Origin of the sequence: Pseudomonas syringae group sp. 26L6 (genome assembly GCF_032587815.1) — a bacterium.
In the GTDB taxonomy this organism is placed as follows: Bacteria; Pseudomonadota; Gammaproteobacteria; order Pseudomonadales; family Pseudomonadaceae; genus Aquipseudomonas; species Aquipseudomonas amygdali.
The window spans coordinates 89,715-106,553 of record NZ_JAWHPJ010000009.1; the positions used below are offsets into that span (position 1 = coordinate 89,715).

At 58.2% G+C, this 16,839-nt stretch carries 11 protein-coding genes; 7 read left to right on the plus strand and 4 right to left on the minus strand.

Going from position 1 to position 16,839, the window contains the following annotated elements; all coding sequences use genetic code 11:
• Positions 1–24: 24 nt before the first annotated feature.
• The gene (locus tag RYA97_RS03020; protein ID WP_117139931.1) at positions 25–3,345 is read left to right on the plus strand and encodes a type III effector HrpK domain-containing protein; all 3,321 of its coding nucleotides are present in this window, start codon (positions 25–27) and stop codon (positions 3,343–3,345) included.
• A 163-nt stretch (positions 3,346–3,508) separates the two neighbouring features.
• Complete coding sequence (locus RYA97_RS03025) at positions 3,509–4,267, plus strand: membrane protein (protein WP_016982085.1); 759 nt, start codon at positions 3,509–3,511, stop codon at positions 4,265–4,267.
• Positions 4,268–4,272: 5 nt separating this feature from the next.
• On the opposite strand, the gene RYA97_RS03030 is transcribed toward RYA97_RS03025, so the two are convergent.
• From RYA97_RS03030 to mqo, 3 genes are all read right to left on the minus strand, one after another.
• On the minus strand, positions 4,273–4,650 hold the full coding sequence (locus RYA97_RS03030; protein ID WP_002553587.1) for a response regulator: 378 nt from the start codon (positions 4,648–4,650) through the stop codon (positions 4,273–4,275).
• Positions 4,647–7,643: an ATP-binding protein gene (locus tag RYA97_RS03035; RefSeq protein ID WP_029241017.1), complete on the minus strand. Its 2,997-nt coding sequence runs from the start codon at positions 7,641–7,643 to the stop codon at positions 4,647–4,649. The genes RYA97_RS03030 and RYA97_RS03035 overlap by 4 nt, the downstream gene beginning before the upstream one ends.
• A gap of 359 nt (positions 7,644–8,002) precedes the next feature.
• Complete coding sequence (mqo, locus tag RYA97_RS03040; RefSeq protein WP_002553589.1) at positions 8,003–9,646, minus strand: malate dehydrogenase (quinone); 1,644 nt, start codon at positions 9,644–9,646, stop codon at positions 8,003–8,005.
• An 894-nt stretch (positions 9,647–10,540) separates the two neighbouring features.
• Here mqo and RYA97_RS03045 point away from each other — a divergent pair.
• From RYA97_RS03045 to RYA97_RS03060, 4 genes are read left to right on the plus strand one after another with little or no spacing between them, the layout of a single operon-like run.
• Positions 10,541–11,212 carry a (2Fe-2S)-binding protein gene (locus RYA97_RS03045; RefSeq protein ID WP_005777646.1) on the plus strand — a complete coding sequence of 224 codons (672 nt, stop codon included), beginning with the start codon at positions 10,541–10,543 and terminating at the stop codon, positions 11,210–11,212.
• Positions 11,212–12,195 (plus strand): FAD binding domain-containing protein, encoded by a 984-nt coding sequence (locus tag RYA97_RS03050; RefSeq protein WP_005777643.1) that lies wholly within the window; start codon positions 11,212–11,214, stop codon positions 12,193–12,195. Before RYA97_RS03045 ends, RYA97_RS03050 begins: the two co-directional genes overlap by 1 nt.
• Positions 12,196–12,204: 9 nt before the next feature.
• Entirely contained in the window at positions 12,205–14,421 is a 2,217-nt protein-coding gene (locus RYA97_RS03055) for a xanthine dehydrogenase family protein molybdopterin-binding subunit (RefSeq protein ID WP_016982082.1), read from the plus strand.
• Positions 14,422–14,423: 2 nt separating this feature from the next.
• Positions 14,424–15,392: an XdhC family protein gene (locus RYA97_RS03060; RefSeq protein ID WP_004658156.1), complete on the plus strand. Its 969-nt coding sequence runs from the start codon at positions 14,424–14,426 to the stop codon at positions 15,390–15,392.
• On the opposite strand, the gene RYA97_RS03065 is transcribed toward RYA97_RS03060, so the two are convergent.
• Positions 15,373–15,996 carry an NTP transferase domain-containing protein gene (locus RYA97_RS03065; protein WP_117139930.1) on the minus strand — a complete coding sequence of 208 codons (624 nt, stop codon included), beginning with the start codon at positions 15,994–15,996 and terminating at the stop codon, positions 15,373–15,375. The two genes, RYA97_RS03060 and RYA97_RS03065, sit on opposite strands and share 20 nt — an antisense overlap.
• A 128-nt stretch (positions 15,997–16,124) precedes the next feature.
• On the opposite strand from RYA97_RS03065, the gene RYA97_RS03070 reads away from it, so the two are divergent.
• Positions 16,125–16,709 carry a flavin reductase family protein gene (locus tag RYA97_RS03070; protein ID WP_005777639.1) on the plus strand — a complete coding sequence of 195 codons (585 nt, stop codon included), beginning with the start codon at positions 16,125–16,127 and terminating at the stop codon, positions 16,707–16,709.
• Positions 16,710–16,839 lie beyond the last annotated feature (130 nt).

Sequence of the window (16,839 nt, forward strand, 5' to 3'; positions counted from 1 at the left end):
GTGACCAATGGAAGGATAAAGACAATGACCTCCGTCAGCAAAATCACCACTGAAAAGCCAAAAGACCCGTTAGACGCCAAGGCCTGGGAGCAGGCCGTGCAGCAGTCCAGGGATGCCGGTATCCAGTGGGAGTTACCTTCAGATGACAAGCGCTCTGCACAGGAAATCATTGACGACAACCCGTTGCTCAAAAGTCTGGGCGGACGAGGCGACCGTGGCGAAGCCAAACAGAACCTGATCGCTCAGGTGGGCGATTACACCAAGGATTCGAGCGCCGCATTCCGAGCTGTGCAACTGCTTGAACACATTGAGACCTTTGACGCCAATGGTAACCGTCTGGCCAGTAACGACATCGGCAATAATCGCATCGACGGGTATACCAGCAGCAGCGACGCGAAGCATGGCAGCGAAGCGGGTCGTTTGAAGGATTTCGGCAAGTTCGGTTTTTCCAGTCTGAAAGGCAAACTGCATGAGGTGCGATCCCCGGCTGACGACCCTGCCATCCGTGAGCAGGCCGAGAAACTGGGCATTCAGTGGGAGCGACCGAAAGGCGACGAGCGCGACGCGCAGGCCATAATCGACAGCGACCCGTTGTTGAAAAATCTGGGTAACCAGAGTGACGTCAAGGACATGCTCAAGGAGCAGGTCGGCGATTTCGAGCGCGATGCCGACGCAGCCTATCGCGCGACCCAGGTGCTGGCTCACATCGAACAGTTCGATGGCAACGGCGTGCGGATTGTCGGTAGCGATGTAGCGAACGGTAGCATCAACGGTTTCACCAAGAGTGGCGAGGCGAAGAACGGTACTGAAGCCGGTCGCCTGCAGGACTTTGGCAAGGACGGGTTTGCAAGCCTCAAGGGCGAGATGACCAATGTGTCATCAGTGGGTGACAACAAGGAAGCACGTGAACAGGCCGAGAAACTCGGTTTTTTGTGGGAGTTGCCCAAGGATGACAAGCGTTCGGCCGAAGAGATCATCGACGCTAATCCGTTGTTGAAAAATCTGGGAAATCAGAGCGGCGTCAAGGACATGCTCAAGGAGCGGGTCGGCGATTTCGAAAAAGATGCCAATGCCGCGTTTCGTGCGGCTCAGGTGCTTGACCGAGTGACCCTGTACAACGAGAAGGGCGAGGCTCAGTCAGGTGGCCAGGTGTTCAACAGCAGCATTGATGGCTTCACCAAGGGCGCCGAGGCAAAGCATGGCACCGAGGCCGGACGGTTGCAGGATTTTGGCAAGCTGGGCTTCGCCGCGCTGCCCGAGCTGAAAAAGACCGAGGAGATCGGTAGTTACAAGGATTTTCTCAAGGCCAACCCTGACGCCGATGAGGCTTCAAGGCAGATCGCCAGATATGCGGTGATCATCGACGAAAATTACGACGCGATCAAAGGCAAGACCGGCTCTTCGGATTTCAACGCTGAAGCACTGACAGCCTACAAAGAGAAAAACCCTCAGTTGAGTGATGAGGTCAAGGAAGCGTTGGACTTCTGGTCGCAACCCGGTGCCTTTGCGTTGCTCGACAATGCGAAGAGTCCCCTGGAGCAGGGCACAGATGGCAAGGCCAGCCGCGGTGACATTCAGGCCTTCATCAGGACGGCTTCGCCGAAGGACGTCGGGGCGGTAGGTACATTGCTGGAAGCCGTTGCCGAAGGCAATCTGCTGGACAAGGTCAACACCGACCCGCTCAACAAGGATGTGTTCGATAACCCGCAAAATTACAGCGCAGAGCAGAAGGCTGCCGTACTTCAGGAACTCAAGGCTGCACAGAGTCTGATCGTGCAGGGCAGCGGTGCCGGGATGTGGAAGGACGACAAATCCAAGGTCCAGATCGCCAACAATGTACGCAGTCATCCCGATGCGCAGAAGCTCCTCGATGATGTCAACAAACATGTAGCGATGCTTGAAAAGGATGCCGCAGTAGTCAAGTTCTATAACGAGAATGCCACCAGCGAGGCAAGCAAGGTGCTGGAGGGCAGCGACGGGCTCAAGCGCGCGCTGCAAAGTACTTACGACAACGATATCAAGACCGGTGCTGCGCTGGACAAGCTGTGGGACGCCAATACCAAGGATGGCAAGACCGACCAGCAGACAGCGCTTGCTCAGTTCTACAGCTCGGCGCAAAGCGTTCAGGGCGCGCTGGGTTTCAGCAAACCGGGCGAAATTCAGGAAGCAGTGCAGAAATCCTCGCATAACAAGGATTTCGAGGCCTTCTATGAAAAATCGCTGGTGTCCGGTGAGCGCCTCAAAGAGCTGCTGAAAACTGAAAGCTTTGAAGTGGCGACCAGCCAGTTCAGCATGGAAGTGGCGATGTACAACGCCGCGCTGAACCCAGAGTTCACGGGTAAATACGACGACAAGCTGACAGAGAACTACACCGCGATTGCTCAGGAGAACGTCTTCAACGATGCCAGCTTCGAGGACCTGAAAAAAGCGTTCGGCAAGGAAGGCAGTGAAGCGCTGGATGAGGAGAAGGTCAAGGCACTGATCGATGAGATCAGCAAGAGCAACCCCGAACTGCTGATGCATGCCGATGGCAAACCCGCTACGTCTGACCAGATTCTTGGCGTTTTCAGAGGCAATTGGGATTTGCTGCGTCAGGGCACCAAGTCCATTTCCGAGCTGGGCCTGTTCAGCGATAACTCGTCGATAAAGGCCGCTTCCGGTGCCGGAGTCCTGCATGGCGTCAGCGGCCTGTTCATGGCCGGTATCACCATTGCTAAAGGCGCAAATGGCGCGGGGGGCCTGACTGATCGGCAAATCGTCGACATCACTACCGGTTCGGTACAAAGCGCAACGTTGCTGGTCGAGGGCGGCATCAAGAACGTCACGACCATGTTCAAGGACATCAAGGACGTATTGGAGCCGGACGTTTACAAGGACATCACGACTAACCTGTCGAAATTGGAAAACGCTGCGAAGGGGCTCGGTGGACTTGCCGGTGTGGCTGCGGGTGCTTACGGCATCTTTGATGGAGTGAAGTCGATCAGAAGAGGCGAGCTGGTTGCCGGTGGCATGAGCATCACTGCCGGATCTCTTGGCGCTATGGCAGGTCTGGCATCTGCAGCTGAAGGCGCTGCGGGCGTTCTGCAACTGACGGGCAGCGTGGTCCGTGCCTTGCCGCTGCTCGCTGGCAGCCTTGGTATTGCCGCAGCCGGCGTGGGCGCTCTGGCGTTGCTGATTCCCGGTCTGATCGAGGAGGGCAAGCAGGAAACGCGCGTTAACCGCTTCTCCGATCACCTCAGGGACTACCTGACCCAGTACGAGATCGACGGCGTCGAGAACGGCGACATCTATGATGTGCCGGACAGCGAGTGGCCCGGCCCAGAGGAAACCACGATCGCTTCGTGATGTGAGCAGGCTGGGGTAACCCGGCCTGTTTTTTTATGCGAATCCCTGCCTGCTTCAATCAGTTTTTCATTTCGGCCTCACACATTTCAAACATCTGGAGCCTGATCATGGCGACATTCGCGCTCTGCGAAACACGCCTTTATTGATCATCCAGGTAGACACAATGAACAAGCTGCCCCAGATAACCCTGGCCTTCTGGATCATGAAGATCTGCGCGACCACACTTGGTGAAACAGCGGGCGACTTATTGTCGATGACGCTTGATGTCGGGTATGCGATCAGCTCTCTGATACTGATAAGCCTGTTTGTAGCCACGCTCGTGACACAGCTCGCCGCAAAACGTTATCACCCGATGCTTTACTGGTTGGTCATTCTTTCCACCAGTACCGCAGGCACCACGATGTCGGACTTCATGGACCGGACACTCGGGCTTGGCTACGCAACGGGTTCTGCAATTCTGATTACCCTGCTGATGGTCATTTTTTGCGCGTGGTATGTCAGCGAGAAATCGTTGTCGGTAGACAGAGTCTCAACGCTGAAAGGTGAGCTTTTTTACTGGTTCGCGATTCTCATCTCCAACACGCTGGGCACAGCGCTCGGCGATTATCTGGCCGACGACTCGGGGCTCGGTTTTGCCGGGGGGGCAGTGCTGATCGGTGCTGCGATAGCGTTGGTCGTCGTCCTGCATTTCACTACCAGACTGTCCTCGATCATGCTTTTCTGGATAGCCTTTGTGTTGACGAGGCCATTCGGGGCAACGCTGGGTGATGTGCTGACCAAGCCCTACGAGAAGGGCGGGCTGGATTTCGGCACGATAGGGTCGTCCGCAGTGCTGCTCGCGGTGTTGCTGGTGCTGGTGGTGGTGGCGACTTACCGTGAGCGTAAACCTTCGCCAGCCGATAACAGGCTGATTGAGAGCTGACCCGGTCAGGCCTGAAGCAGTTCGCTCAAGGCCTCATTCAACTGCTCTGCACTGAACGGTTTGGCGACGCAGCGCCGGTCAACCCATACCTCGGGGATGCCCAGTCGCCCATACCCGGAGCAAAACATGAAGGGTATGCCGCGATGGGCAATGGCCGCTGCTATCGGGAACGAGTTACCGCCGATGATATTGATATCCAGAATGGCGAGGTCATAGTCGCCGTTGCGAGCATATTCAATGCCTTCGCCAAGCGAACTGGCGTGGTAGGCGGTAGCGAACCCCAGGTCCTCAAGCATCATTTCCATCAGCATTGCGAGCATTGTCTCGTCCTCGACCAGCAGCACTTTGGGGAGCGAGGTATGGTCGTCTGATTCTGAACTCATAAGCTGCCTTCCGGTTTGTCTGGCCAAGGGATCAGCATCGACCAGATAATGCCTGTGCTGGCGAACTGAATGTCGACCTTGCCTTTGAGTTCTCGTTCGATACTGCGGCGTATCAAGCGAAAGCCAAAGCCTTTTACCGTGCTTTCGGCAATCGGCGGGCCGCCTGTTTCACTCCATTCGATCTTCAGCGTGGGAAGATTGTGCCCGGCATCCAGGGTGGAGATCACCGTCACCTGGCCTGCTGCTGATGAAAGTGCACCATGCTGCACCGCGTTAGCCATCAGTTCGTGCAGAACCATTGAGAGCGTCAATGACACGCGCGGCTCCAGAGTTACCGGATTGCCTGTGAAGCTGATCTTGTGCGCCCCCGCGTTTACCGCTTGAAGTTGCTCGATCAGGTCGACCAGTTCAGTGGATATCCACTCTGCCCGGGCCAGGGCATCATGCGCCTGGCTCAGTGCAAACAGACGTGCATCGAAGCTTTTGCGAAAGGACTCCAGTGAGGCAGAGCTGTTGACCGTGAGAGAGGCGATGGCCTGAACGGTTGCCAGGGTGTTTTTGACCCGATGGTTCAGTTCGTTCTGCAGCCCCGCGCGGGTCAGGCGATCTTCCAGTTGCTGGCGCTCCAGTTTGCTGGAGATCGATTGCGCCAGTCGATGAGTCGTGCCGCTCTGTTTTAAAAACGTCGCCTCGCCAATGACATCCTGCCCCTGATGCATAGGCAGCGTGAAGGAAAATACACTTCCCGAATCGAGTGAGCTTTCGGTCCACAAGCGTCCACCGTGGGCGGTGATAATACCCTGGCATATATAAAGACCCAGGCCGTTGCCTCGCGGGTTGCCTTCCTTGACAGACCAGTAACGCTGGAAAATATAGGGCAAGTGTTCCGCCGGGATACCTATCCCGTCATCACTGACCTTGAACAGGACTTCATTTTCACTGGCGACCGCATTGATGTTGATTCGGCCACCTTTGGGGGTGAACTTAATGGCGTTACCCACTAGGTTGGAAAGCACCTGAAAGATTCGCTCCGGATCCGCATTGATGACCAGACCCTGCGCGGCTGTGCAATTGAGTTCGATATTCTTTTCAGTGGTCAGCATGACCAGAAGGCTGCATGCCTCTTCAAGCAGACTGGTGACACCCAGCGGCAAGCGTGAGAGCTGATAACGGCCTGCTTCAATCTGTGCGGTATCGAGCAAGTCTTCAAGAAGACTGTTCATGCGGGTTGTCGCTTTCTCGATGGTGCCCAGTGCGCGCCGGATGTTGCGGTTTTCAGAGTGTGTATCGCCGATTGCCCATCGCTGCATCATGCCGCACTGCATGATGATGATCGACATCGGGTTGCGCAGGTCATGGGACACCACCGCGACCAGCTCATCGCGCAAACGCACCGCCTCCTGCTCGCGCTGAACCTGGCGCTCCAGGTCGTTCTCCAGCGCTGAGCGGCGTATGTCTTCAGCACCATAAAGATCGCCCCGCGACCAGGGGCTGGCGATGCCTGTGACCTGCTGTTCCCACGCGTCGAAAGACTGTCTCGGGCGCAAGCGGTGGCGTGCGGAGCCTTCCGGGCTGGTACTCACATGGTGGGCCGGGTTTCCGCTCCAGTTCATTGTCGAGGTGAGCTGAGCACGAAACCACATGACCGCGTTATCAATCGGCTTGGGCAATGTAAAGGCAATGACGCCGCTCGCGACATCTCTGTAGGCCGCGCTTTCGGGATACTCCTTGTGCATGGAGTGGGTATGAAAAACACCCAGACCCTGCAAGCCTGTCGTTCGCTGCGTCGACCGCTGGCGTGCCAGCCCTGTGTCCCGAATCCAGAGGTACAGCGCTTGCACCTGCTCGGTCGTAGGGCATACGCCGAACAGGTGAACCCGGTCGTCAATCAGAACCGCGACGCCGTCCGCCAGTGTCAAGGACTGAAGCAGTTCGGGTCGGCTCACCAGGCCGTCGAGGATTTCATGGTCGGCGCGACTCATTGCGTCTGCCAGTTGCCCGAGCAGGACAACTTTCTCTTCCCGTTCGCGCTGAATATCAGTTGCAACAATTGCGGAAATTTTTACCGACAACAGTTGCCCGATCATTGCACAGGCATCGCGCAGCTCTCTGGACACCAGCAGCGGTTCAGGATGCCCACAGGCGATAAGACCCCAAAGTTCGCCGCCGTCCAGCAGCGAGATGCTCATTGATGAGCGCACGCCCATGTTCTTGAGGTATTCGCAGTGAACAGGGGACACGCTACGCAGCGTCGAGAAGCCCAGATCGAGTGGCTGGCCTGTTGCAGGTCGCAGTGTCGGTATCAGGGGGACGGGAACGTAGGTTGCGTCCGGAATCACCCGAATCCAGTTCAAACGATACAGCTCTCGCGCCTGGGCAGGAATATCCGAGCCTGGGAAGTTCAAACCACTGTAACTGGGTAATAGCCCGGTCAACGCCTGGGCAACGACTTTGCCATGCCCCTCGGGCTCGAACCGGTAAATCATCACCCGGTCGTAGCCGGTAAGTGCCTGAATCTCGTGAACACTGATATCGAACAGCGTTTCCAGCGTGGTCGCTGCCTGCAGGTTGCGCAACACACGGGTAATGATTCTGGACTGTTCGTGGCCGGCTTCGACGAAGGGTTCCAGTTCGATAATCAGCACGTCATCGGTACGGTGCAGCGAAGCACTGTAGTGAGCGCTTCCCAGCGTCAGTCGTATCGGATCAATGTGTGGAGCAGCAGGGTGGTGGTACGCATTTTCGATAATCGTCGCCTGCTCGGGCGATAACAGCAATGACAGGGGCCTGCCCAGCAACGCGTCGCTGTCCAGCCCAAGCTCATTTGCGCAATTGGCGCTGACTTGTTCGATACACAGCGGGTTGCCTGCAACGCTCAGCAGCACGCCATGAGGCTGGATTGCGCCGGGCACCCGAATCGGTTCACGGGCACACTCGGCAAGCGCGGCTTCAAGCGCTGCATCTGGGCCTGTAGCCAGCATGGGCTCGATCATTTGCGTGAACTCCATAGGGTATTTCAACCGGAAACAGCCTGCCGCTGCCTTGGTACGACATGCAGTCGTTAAGCACAAAGAGCGATTCGGATAGTTTTTGTCAGCCGCGACAAAACTTTGAGCGACCAACAGCCCGGATGGACAGCGCAAGAAAATGCGAGGTTGCCGCGAAGGTGCGGCGTGGAGACCTGGATAATACAGCTCTGCTGATACAAGCCAGAGAGTGAAGGAGGTGTGCCACCATAACAGGTGCCAAGAGGACGCGTGGCTTTAACTGTTTTTTCGGCCAGAAGGCGCCAATTACAAAAAAGCCCCGCCAGACATTGTCTGGCGGGGCTTTGCTTCAAGCTGTGAAAGCCTTAGAGCGCCATGTCACTGGCTGGATTGCTTTTCGCTGGCTGTGCAGCAGGTGCAGGTGTTGGAGCATTACCTGTCTTGTTCACCGGCGGCGGCGGAGTCAGTTGCAGGACTTCGGCTGTGTAAGCCCATTCCTCGGCAACGCGATCCGGGTTGTTGTTCAGCTTGGTGCCGTAGCTAGGCACGATCTGGCGCAGTTTTGCCTGCCATTCCGGAGTCGCTACCTTGTCCTTGAAGACTTTCTCAAGCACGCCCAGCATGATCGGCGCTGCAGTCGAAGCACCTGGCGATGCGCCCAGCAGACCGGCGATGGAGCCGTCCTTGGAAGCAACGATTTCGGTACCCAGCTTCAGAACGCCGCCTTTCTCTTCGTCACGCTTGATGATCTGCACGCGCTGACCGGCTTGCATCAGGCGCCAGTCTTCTTTCTTGGCGTTCGGGAAGTACTGCTGCAGAGCAGCGAAGCGATCGTCGTCAGACATCATTACCTGACCTGCCAGGTATTCGATCAGCGGGTACTGTTCGATACCAACGCGAGTCATCGGCCACACGTTGTGAGTGGTGGTGCTGGTCAGCAGATCGAAGTAAGAACCGTTTTTCAGGAACTTGGTCGAGAAGGTCGCGAACGGGCCAAACAGGATCACGCGCTTGCCATCCAGAACACGGGTGTCAAGGTGCGGAACCGACATGGGTGGCGCGCCAGTCGACGCGATACCGTAGGCTTTGCCCATATGCTGCATGGCCAGAGTCTGGTTGTCGGTGACAAGCCACGAACCGCCGACCGGGAAGCCGCCGTATTCTTTGGCTTCAGGAATACCGGATTCCTGCAGAAGGTGCAGGGCAGCACCGCCAGCGCCGATGAACAGGAACTTGGTGTCGGTCTCGGTGACAGTACCGTCTTTCAGGTTCTTGTACTTGACGCGCCAGGTGCCGTCGTCGTTGTGATTGATGTCTTCGACTTCGCTCGACAACTGCAGATTGAAATTCTGCTTGGCTTTCAGATTGGCGACGAACTGGCGGGTGATCTCGCCGAAGTTGACGTCGGTGCCAATCGGGCTCCAGGTCACGGCCAGCTTCTGCGCCGGGTCACGACCTTCCATCATCAATGGAACCCACTTCTTGATCTGCTCGTGGTCTTCGGAGTACTGCATGCCGCTGAACAGCGGGCTGGCCTGCAATGCTGCGTAACGCTTGCGCAGGAACTGGATGTTGTTGTCGCCCCACACGAAGCTCATGTGCGGCGTGGAGTTGATGAACGAACGCGGGTTCTTCAGAACGCCGGTCTTGACCTGCCACGACCAGAACTGACGGGAAATCTGGAACGCTTCGTTGATCTCGATGGCCTTGGAGATATCAACGTTGCCGTTCTTGTCTTCCGGGGTGTAGTTCAGCTCGGCCAGGGCCGAGTGGCCGGTACCGGCGTTGTTCCAGCCGTTGGAGCTTTCTTCGGCCACGCCATCGAGGCGCTCGACCATTTCCATCGACCAGCTCGGCTCCAGCTCGTTGAGCCAGACCGCAAGCGTTGCACTCATGATGCCGCCGCCGACGAGCAATACGTCGACTTTCTTGGTTTCAGCCGCCTGCACGGGCATCAGGCCCATGGAAATGGCCAGACCCAGCAGGGCCGTGTTCACTTTTTTAAACATTCTGTCATCCATCTGATAAACGCCATCCGCCGACTACTCCTGAAGAAACGGCCTGTCACATGCATCGAAGCCTGCGACAAACGCTCGCACCCACAGGGACTAGAGGTGGACATACAAGGCCAATATAATACCGCTCGAGACCTCAATTTATGTCCTGCTGCGCTGACTTCTTATCATCATTGGATTCAGCGTCATGAGTGACATTTGCTCTGTTGGTGTGCGGCGACGCCCGGGAATATCACCCCTCGGCATCCTCCAGAAAACACACCTGGTCAGCCTGTTCACGGAGTCTGAGACGCCGCATCGGGGCATGGAGGCACGCCTGATGTGCAATTTAATGCACGCGTGCTGCGACATTCCCACGGTGGCATACCGGCAAAGACGCGGCATTTTCGCATAATGTGCACCTCGGTTGCGAGATGCCATCATCAAATCGGGCGCGAATGCCTTGATTTAGACGCTTCACAGCCTGCCCCCCATCTATATCGTCGTTTATGCGCGGGTCTTTAGCCGCTTGCCAGAATGTGGCAATCCGCCGGACCCCGTCGCACGCGCACATTTTTAACTGCCGCACGGCATTCATGAGCTAGTTTCACAAGAGTGTGTGGATTTGCCTGGCTAATCAGCATCCCGACCACCTGCTAGTGTCAATACACGACTGTGGTGTGTGGTGGCTGCAATCTCCGGATACAGACGCCCGTCAAACAGTTGGAACTTTACCAGCGCTGGCCAGTTAAACACTTAACCGGTGATAGCGTTTTGGCTCTGATCACCCATGAAAGCCCGATGAAAGATCAAGGCAGCACGCCGTTGAGCAGGAGTACGCCCAGGCGGCTGACCACACAATAACGCCCGACGCTTTACAGCAGCGTCGGCTATTACCGAGTGACCCTGATGAGTGAACCCAAAAAGCACAAGGATTCTGCTGTGGACAGCAGTGCCGTGCAGCCTTCGCGCCGAAACTTTTTGAAGTTCGGTGCTTCCGGCATTGCTGCGGCCACGCTGTCTACCTGGATACCCTCCGACGGCATGCTGCAGGCAGCCCCGGTGGCTCCTGTAATCGAAGACAGTGACGCGCCTGCAGCGGGCGAGCAGCGCATCCAGTTGAAGGTCAATGGCCAGGTTCATACCCTGAACGTGCCGGCCAACGCCGTTCTGCTCGATGTGCTGCGTGACCGCCTGCAACTGACGGGCACCAAAAAAGGCTGCGACCATGGCCAGTGCGGTGCTTGCACGCTGCTGGTCAATGGCGTGGCGATCAATTCCTGCTTGTCCATTGCCGTCCAGCATCAGGGCGACAGCATCACCACCATCGAAGGCCTGGCCGAGAACGGCAAGCTGCACCCGGTACAGGAAGCCTTCTGGGAACACGATGCCTATCAATGCGGTTATTGCACGTCTGGACAGATAATGAGCGCGGTCGCGATTCTCCAGGACCCGAACATCCCTTCCGATGACGCCAGCGTCAGAGAAGCCATGAGCGGCAATATCTGCCGCTGCGGCGCCTACAAGAACATTCTCTCGGCCGTGCAGTCTGCGCGTTCGAAGATGGGAGGAGCTGCCTGATGCGAACGTTCGATTACGCTCGGGCTGCATCGCCCGCGCAGGCATTCAGCACTGCGTCGGGTGAGGGGCAGCGCTTCTATCTGGCAGGTGGCACCACGTTGCTTGATCTGGTCAAGCTGGATGTGATGCAACCGCAGCAACTGGTGGACATCAATCATCTGGCGTTGAAACAGGTCGAGTCGCTGCCCGATGGGCGTCTGCGCATCGGCGCGCTGGTGAGCAACACTGATCTGGCCAGGCATCCACTGGTGCAGCAGCGCTATCCGGTGTTGTCTGAAGCGATTCTGGCAGGTGCTTCGACCCAGTTGCGCAATAAGGCCACCACCGCTGGCAATGTCATGCAGCGGGTGCGCTGCCCGTATTTCCGCGATGGTATTTCAGCCTGCAACAAGCGCCAGCCGGGCTCCGGTTGTGCAGCTATCGGCGGCATGAACCGCAGTGTGCATGCGGTGCTGGGCACCAGCGATCACTGCATTGCAACGCATCCTTCGGACATGTGCGTCGGCATGGCGGCCATCGGCGGGCAGGTAACCGTTCAGGGGGCCAATGGCTCGCGAGATATTCCTTTTGCCGACTTTCATCTGCTGCCCGGTGATACGCCGCAGCGTGAAACTGCGCTGGCGGCCCACGAGCTGATCACCCACGTGACGCTGGATGCACCGCTGGCAGGTGGTCGTTCTTCTTATCTCAAGCTGCGCGACCGTACCTCTTACCAGTTTGCCCTGGCGTCCAGTGCAGTGATTCTGGTGATGGACGGCAAGCGAATCACCGATGCGCGTATCGCGCTGGGTGGCGTGGGTACCAAGCCGTGGCGGGCCGTGGAGGCTGAACGTGCACTGATCGGTCAGCGTGCTGACATGGACACCTTTGCGCGGGTCGCAGCGCTGGCTATGAAGGGCTCCCGGGCCTATGAACATAACGCCTTCAAGATCCCGCTGGGTCAGCAGGTCATTGTCCGCAATCTTCGTGACCTCACGGCCTAGGAATCTCTCATGAGCGAAAACATCATTGGTGTGCCGCAGCGTCGTGTCGACGGCGGCAAGAAAGTCAGTGGTCAGGCGCGCTATGCCGCAGACCATCCGATGGGCAAGATGCTGTATGCCTATGGCGTCTACAGCACCATCGCCAACGGGCGCGTGGTTGCCGTAAAGGATCAGCAGGCCAAGGCGATGCCTGGCGTTGTCGATATCTTCCATCATGGCAATTTTCCTGCTTTGCACCGTACTCCGAACACCAAGCTGAGCTTCGCCAAGATGCTTTCGGCCAGCAAGGCGGACGAGCATCGCCTGCCGTTTGAAGATGACCGTATCTATTACCCCGGCCAGTTTGTCGCTCTGGTGGTTGCCGAGAGTTTCGAGCAGGCGAGGGCGGCTGCCCACCGCGTGACGGTCGAGTATGACGAGCGCCCGGCGGTCAAGGACCTTGACGAAGGCATGCGGGTCAATGGTGCCCGTGATGGCGGTGCCGGGCACAACCGGGGTAAGCCGGACAGCGCGTTTGACAGTGCAAAAGTCAAAGTCGATCAGACTTACACCACGCCGGTTGAAGTGCATAACCCGATGGAGATGCACGCCAGCACGGCGTGGTGGCAGGACGGTAAGCTGTTTGTTTACGAAAGCACTCAGGGCGTGGTCAACCACCGCAACCTGCTGGCCAACGTTTTCGACCTTTCGCCCGACCGCGTTGAAGTGCGCGCACCGTTCATAGGCTCGGGCTTTGGCGGCAAGCTGTGGCCATGGCCGCACTCCGTGGCAGCCTGCGCCGCGGCCAGGGTTACCGGTCGCCCGGTGCAACTGGTGTTGCCACGCGCGCAGATGTTTACCACCGTGGGCCATCGTCCGGAGACCCGCCAGCGCTTGCGTCTGGCCACCGATGCCAGCGGCAAGCTGGTGTCGATCCGTCACGAGTCGTTCAACAACACGTCGATGCTGGATGATTACACCGAAAACTGCGGTGGCGTGACCAAAAGCCTGTATGCCTGCGACAACGTGCTGGTCAGCCACAAGATCAGCTCTATCAACCGGGGTACGCCGACTTCCATGCGCGCGCCGGGTGCGGCACCAGGACTGTTTGCGTTGGAGTCGGCCATTGATGAGATGGCGTTGGCCAGTGGCATGGACCCGCTGGCATTTCGCAAGCTGAACCTGGCCGACAAGGATCAGAGCGTCGGCTTGCCGTGGTCCAGCAATCACCTGCCGGAAGCTATCGACAAAGCCGCCGAGCGATTCGGCTGGCACGCGCGCAAGGCCGATATCGGCTCGATGCGCGAAGGCGATGAAATCATTGGTTACGGCATGGGCGCCTGCAACTGGGAAGCCTATCAGGTGCCCACCGATGCGCGGGTCATTCTGCGTTCTGACGGTACGGCGCTGGCCCAGTGTGGCTTGCAGGACATTGGCACCGGCACATACACCATCGTGGCGCAGACTGTCAGCCAGTTGACCGGCATTCCCGTTGAGCGTGTTGAAGTGGAGCTGGGCAGTTCGTCATTTCCGGCCGGCCCCGTTTCCGGTGGTTCATGGGTGACCGCCAGCGTAATGCCGGCGATTGCCGGGGCCACGCGTGAAGCGTTGCAGAAGCTGCGCCAGTACGCTGTCAGCAAGGATGCGGTGTTCGCCGGGCAGGACGCCGAGTCGATCAAGGTCGAAAACGGGCAACTGGTGATCGGCGAACAGCGCGCCAGCTTTGTCGACGTGCTGAAGGGGCAGCGCCTGTCGCGCGCTGAGGGTAATTTTCAAAGCGGCATGCCGGAGGCGGGCAAGTATTCCTTCCGCTCGTTCGGTGTGCATTTCGTCGAAGTGCGCTGGGATCCGGGCATTTCCAGCCTGCGCGTCTCGCGGGTGGTCAGTGCCATTGACGTGGGCAAAGTGGTCAACCCGCTGGCAGCACGCAATCAGGTGGAAGGCGCAATCGTGATGGGTATCGGCATGGCGTTGTTCGAAGCCGGTGAATATGACCCGCGCAGTGGCATGCCGGTCAATAACAACTATGCCGAGTACGTCGTGCCGGTGCATGCGGATCAGCCGGATATCGACGTCTTGCTGCTCGATTATCCGGACTACAACCTGGGTGAGTTCGGTGCGCGGGGCATCGGCGAAATCGGTGTGACCGGGCTTGCAGCTGCCGTGGCCAATGCGGTGTATCACGCGACCGGCAAACGGGTGCGCAGCCTGCCGATCAGCAAGGAAAAACTGATGGCGGGGTTGTAGCAATGAAACAGCTCGATTTGCAGGTGGTGCAACAGGCTCGTGACTGGCTGGCTGGCGGCAAAGCCGTCTGGCTATGCACGGTTCTCTCTACGTTCGGCTCGGCCCCACGCGGGCCCGGGGCAATGCTGGTGGCGCTGAGCAGCGGTGAGCATCGCGGTTCCCTGTCTGGCGGCTGTGTGGAGGAGGACTTTCTCGAACGGGTCGCTGCAGGGCAGTTTCAGCCCGTCAATCAGGTCGTTCGCTACGGCGACGGCGGCTTCGCACCAACGCGGGCCCTGCCGTGCGGTGGTGTGCTGGATGTATTGATCGAGTTCATTGCACCGAGTCCGCAAGCGGATGCACATCTGGGGGCTATCGAGCAGGCGCTTGCCGGACGCGAGCTGGTCAGCAGGCACGTGCAGTTGGGCGGTGGGCAGAGAGAAATCGGACCTGCAACGATGGGCGAGGCGCGGGTGCAGGTGGACGGCGAACGCATCAGCATTCGTATGGGGGCGGTGTATCGCGTGCTGCTTGCCGGGCTATCGCCGGTGGCGGAGTTCTGCGCCAGCTTTGCCGTCGCGATGGGCTATGAAGTCATCGTCTGTGACCCGCGTGTCGAGGTCACCTCAGGGTTTTCGATGCCGGGTGTCGAGGTGCGCGGTGTATTGCCTGCGGTGTTCATTGCCGAAGGTGGCTGTCACAGTTCGACGGCGGTACTGGCGTTGACCCATGATCCGAAACTGGACGATCTGAGCATGCTCGAAGCCGTACGCACTGAGGCGTTCTACATAGGCGCGATGGGTTCGATGCGCACCAGCAGCAAACGTCTGGAGCGTCTGGGCCGGATCGGCGGGCTGGATGCCAGGGTGCTGGAGAGAATCCATGCCCCCATCGGCCTGAACCTGGGCAGCAAGACGCCTTCCGAAATCGCCATTGCGGTGATGGCTGACATCCTGCGCGTGGCCAACGGTGTCAGTCGTGCCGAGGTTTAAGGTATTGCGCACAGGCTTGCGCCAGCGCTGACGGAGTGTCGGCGTCGCGCAGAATGCCTGGGTCATCGCAATTCAGTACGTCACACACCTCCGGGTTGTTCATGATCAGGGCTTTAGCGCCCTGATCGCCTTCCAGCGTCAGCAGTGTCGGCCAGAACTGCCGACCAATGATCACCGGATGGCCGCGCTGGCCGCCATGCATTGGCACGGCAATGCGTTGAGGATTGGCCATTGCGGCCAGGTCACGCAGGGTCTGCGGCTTTATCCAGGGCATATCTGCAAGCAGAATGGCGACGGCCTCGGCAGCGGATTCCATTAAGGCGGCAATGCCGCTGGCGAGACTGTGGCCCATTCCCAGGTCGGCATGTTCGCTGCGGATGATTGTTACGTGTGCGGGAATACCCAGTGCTTCAGCGTCATCGTCCGTACGCAGTACCAGCCCCACATTGCAGAATTCGTTTCTAGCGTTTTCAAGACTTGCGGTCAGCAAGGTACGTCCACAGGGCAATGCTGCCTGTCGTTTATCGCCACCAAAACGCCTGCTTCGGCCTGCCGCCAGTACCAGGGCGAACACTTTGGGGTTCTGGCTGTCTATGCTGCTCAATCCGATGCCTTATGAGTCGTGAGAGGGTTCGCGTGCAACCACACCATGCAGTACGGCTGGTGTACGCAGAATGCCTTATTTCGCTGCTCTGCCGGTAGCGGTACGAATCATGTTTTCGAGGGTTTCAAGTGGACAATCACATTCGTCCTGTCGAGCTGGAAAAAGCCTACCGTCTGCTCAATCACGGCCCGACTGTGCTGGTGTCCTCCAGTCATGAAGGCACTCACAACGTCATGTCTGCAGCATGGGCCTGCGCGCTGGATTTCTCGCCGCCCAAGGTGACCCTGGTGATCGACAAGATGACCAAAACCCGCGGGCTGGTGGAGAAGAGCGGTTATTTTGCGTTGCAGGTGCCCAATCTGGATCAATTGCAGATGACCTTCGACGTCGGCACCCAGAGCAAGGTCTTCACCCCGGACAAGCTTGATAAAGCCAATGTCGACCTGTTTCTGATTGAAGATCATGTCACGCCGCTGGTTGTCGGTTGCTCTGCCTGGCTGATCTGCAAGGTCATCCCGGAGCCGCACAATCAACAGACCTACGACCTGTTCATTGGCGAAGTCATCGGCGCCTGGGCTGACACCCGTGTGTTCAACGACGGGCACTGGGAATTCGAAAAGGCCGACCCGAAATGGCGCAGCCTTCATTACGTGGCGGGCGGGCATTTCTATACGATTGGTGAGCCTGCGGTGGTGGAAACGGGCGAGGAGTAATCGCCCTGGACGCTTGGAAGACTGGACGCAGAGCGTCCAGAACGGCATGCCGACGCAGAGCGTCGCACGATAGTTGAAGTTCACGCACCCAGAGGTTCTTGTGGGAGCGAGCTTGCTCGCGAAGAGACCC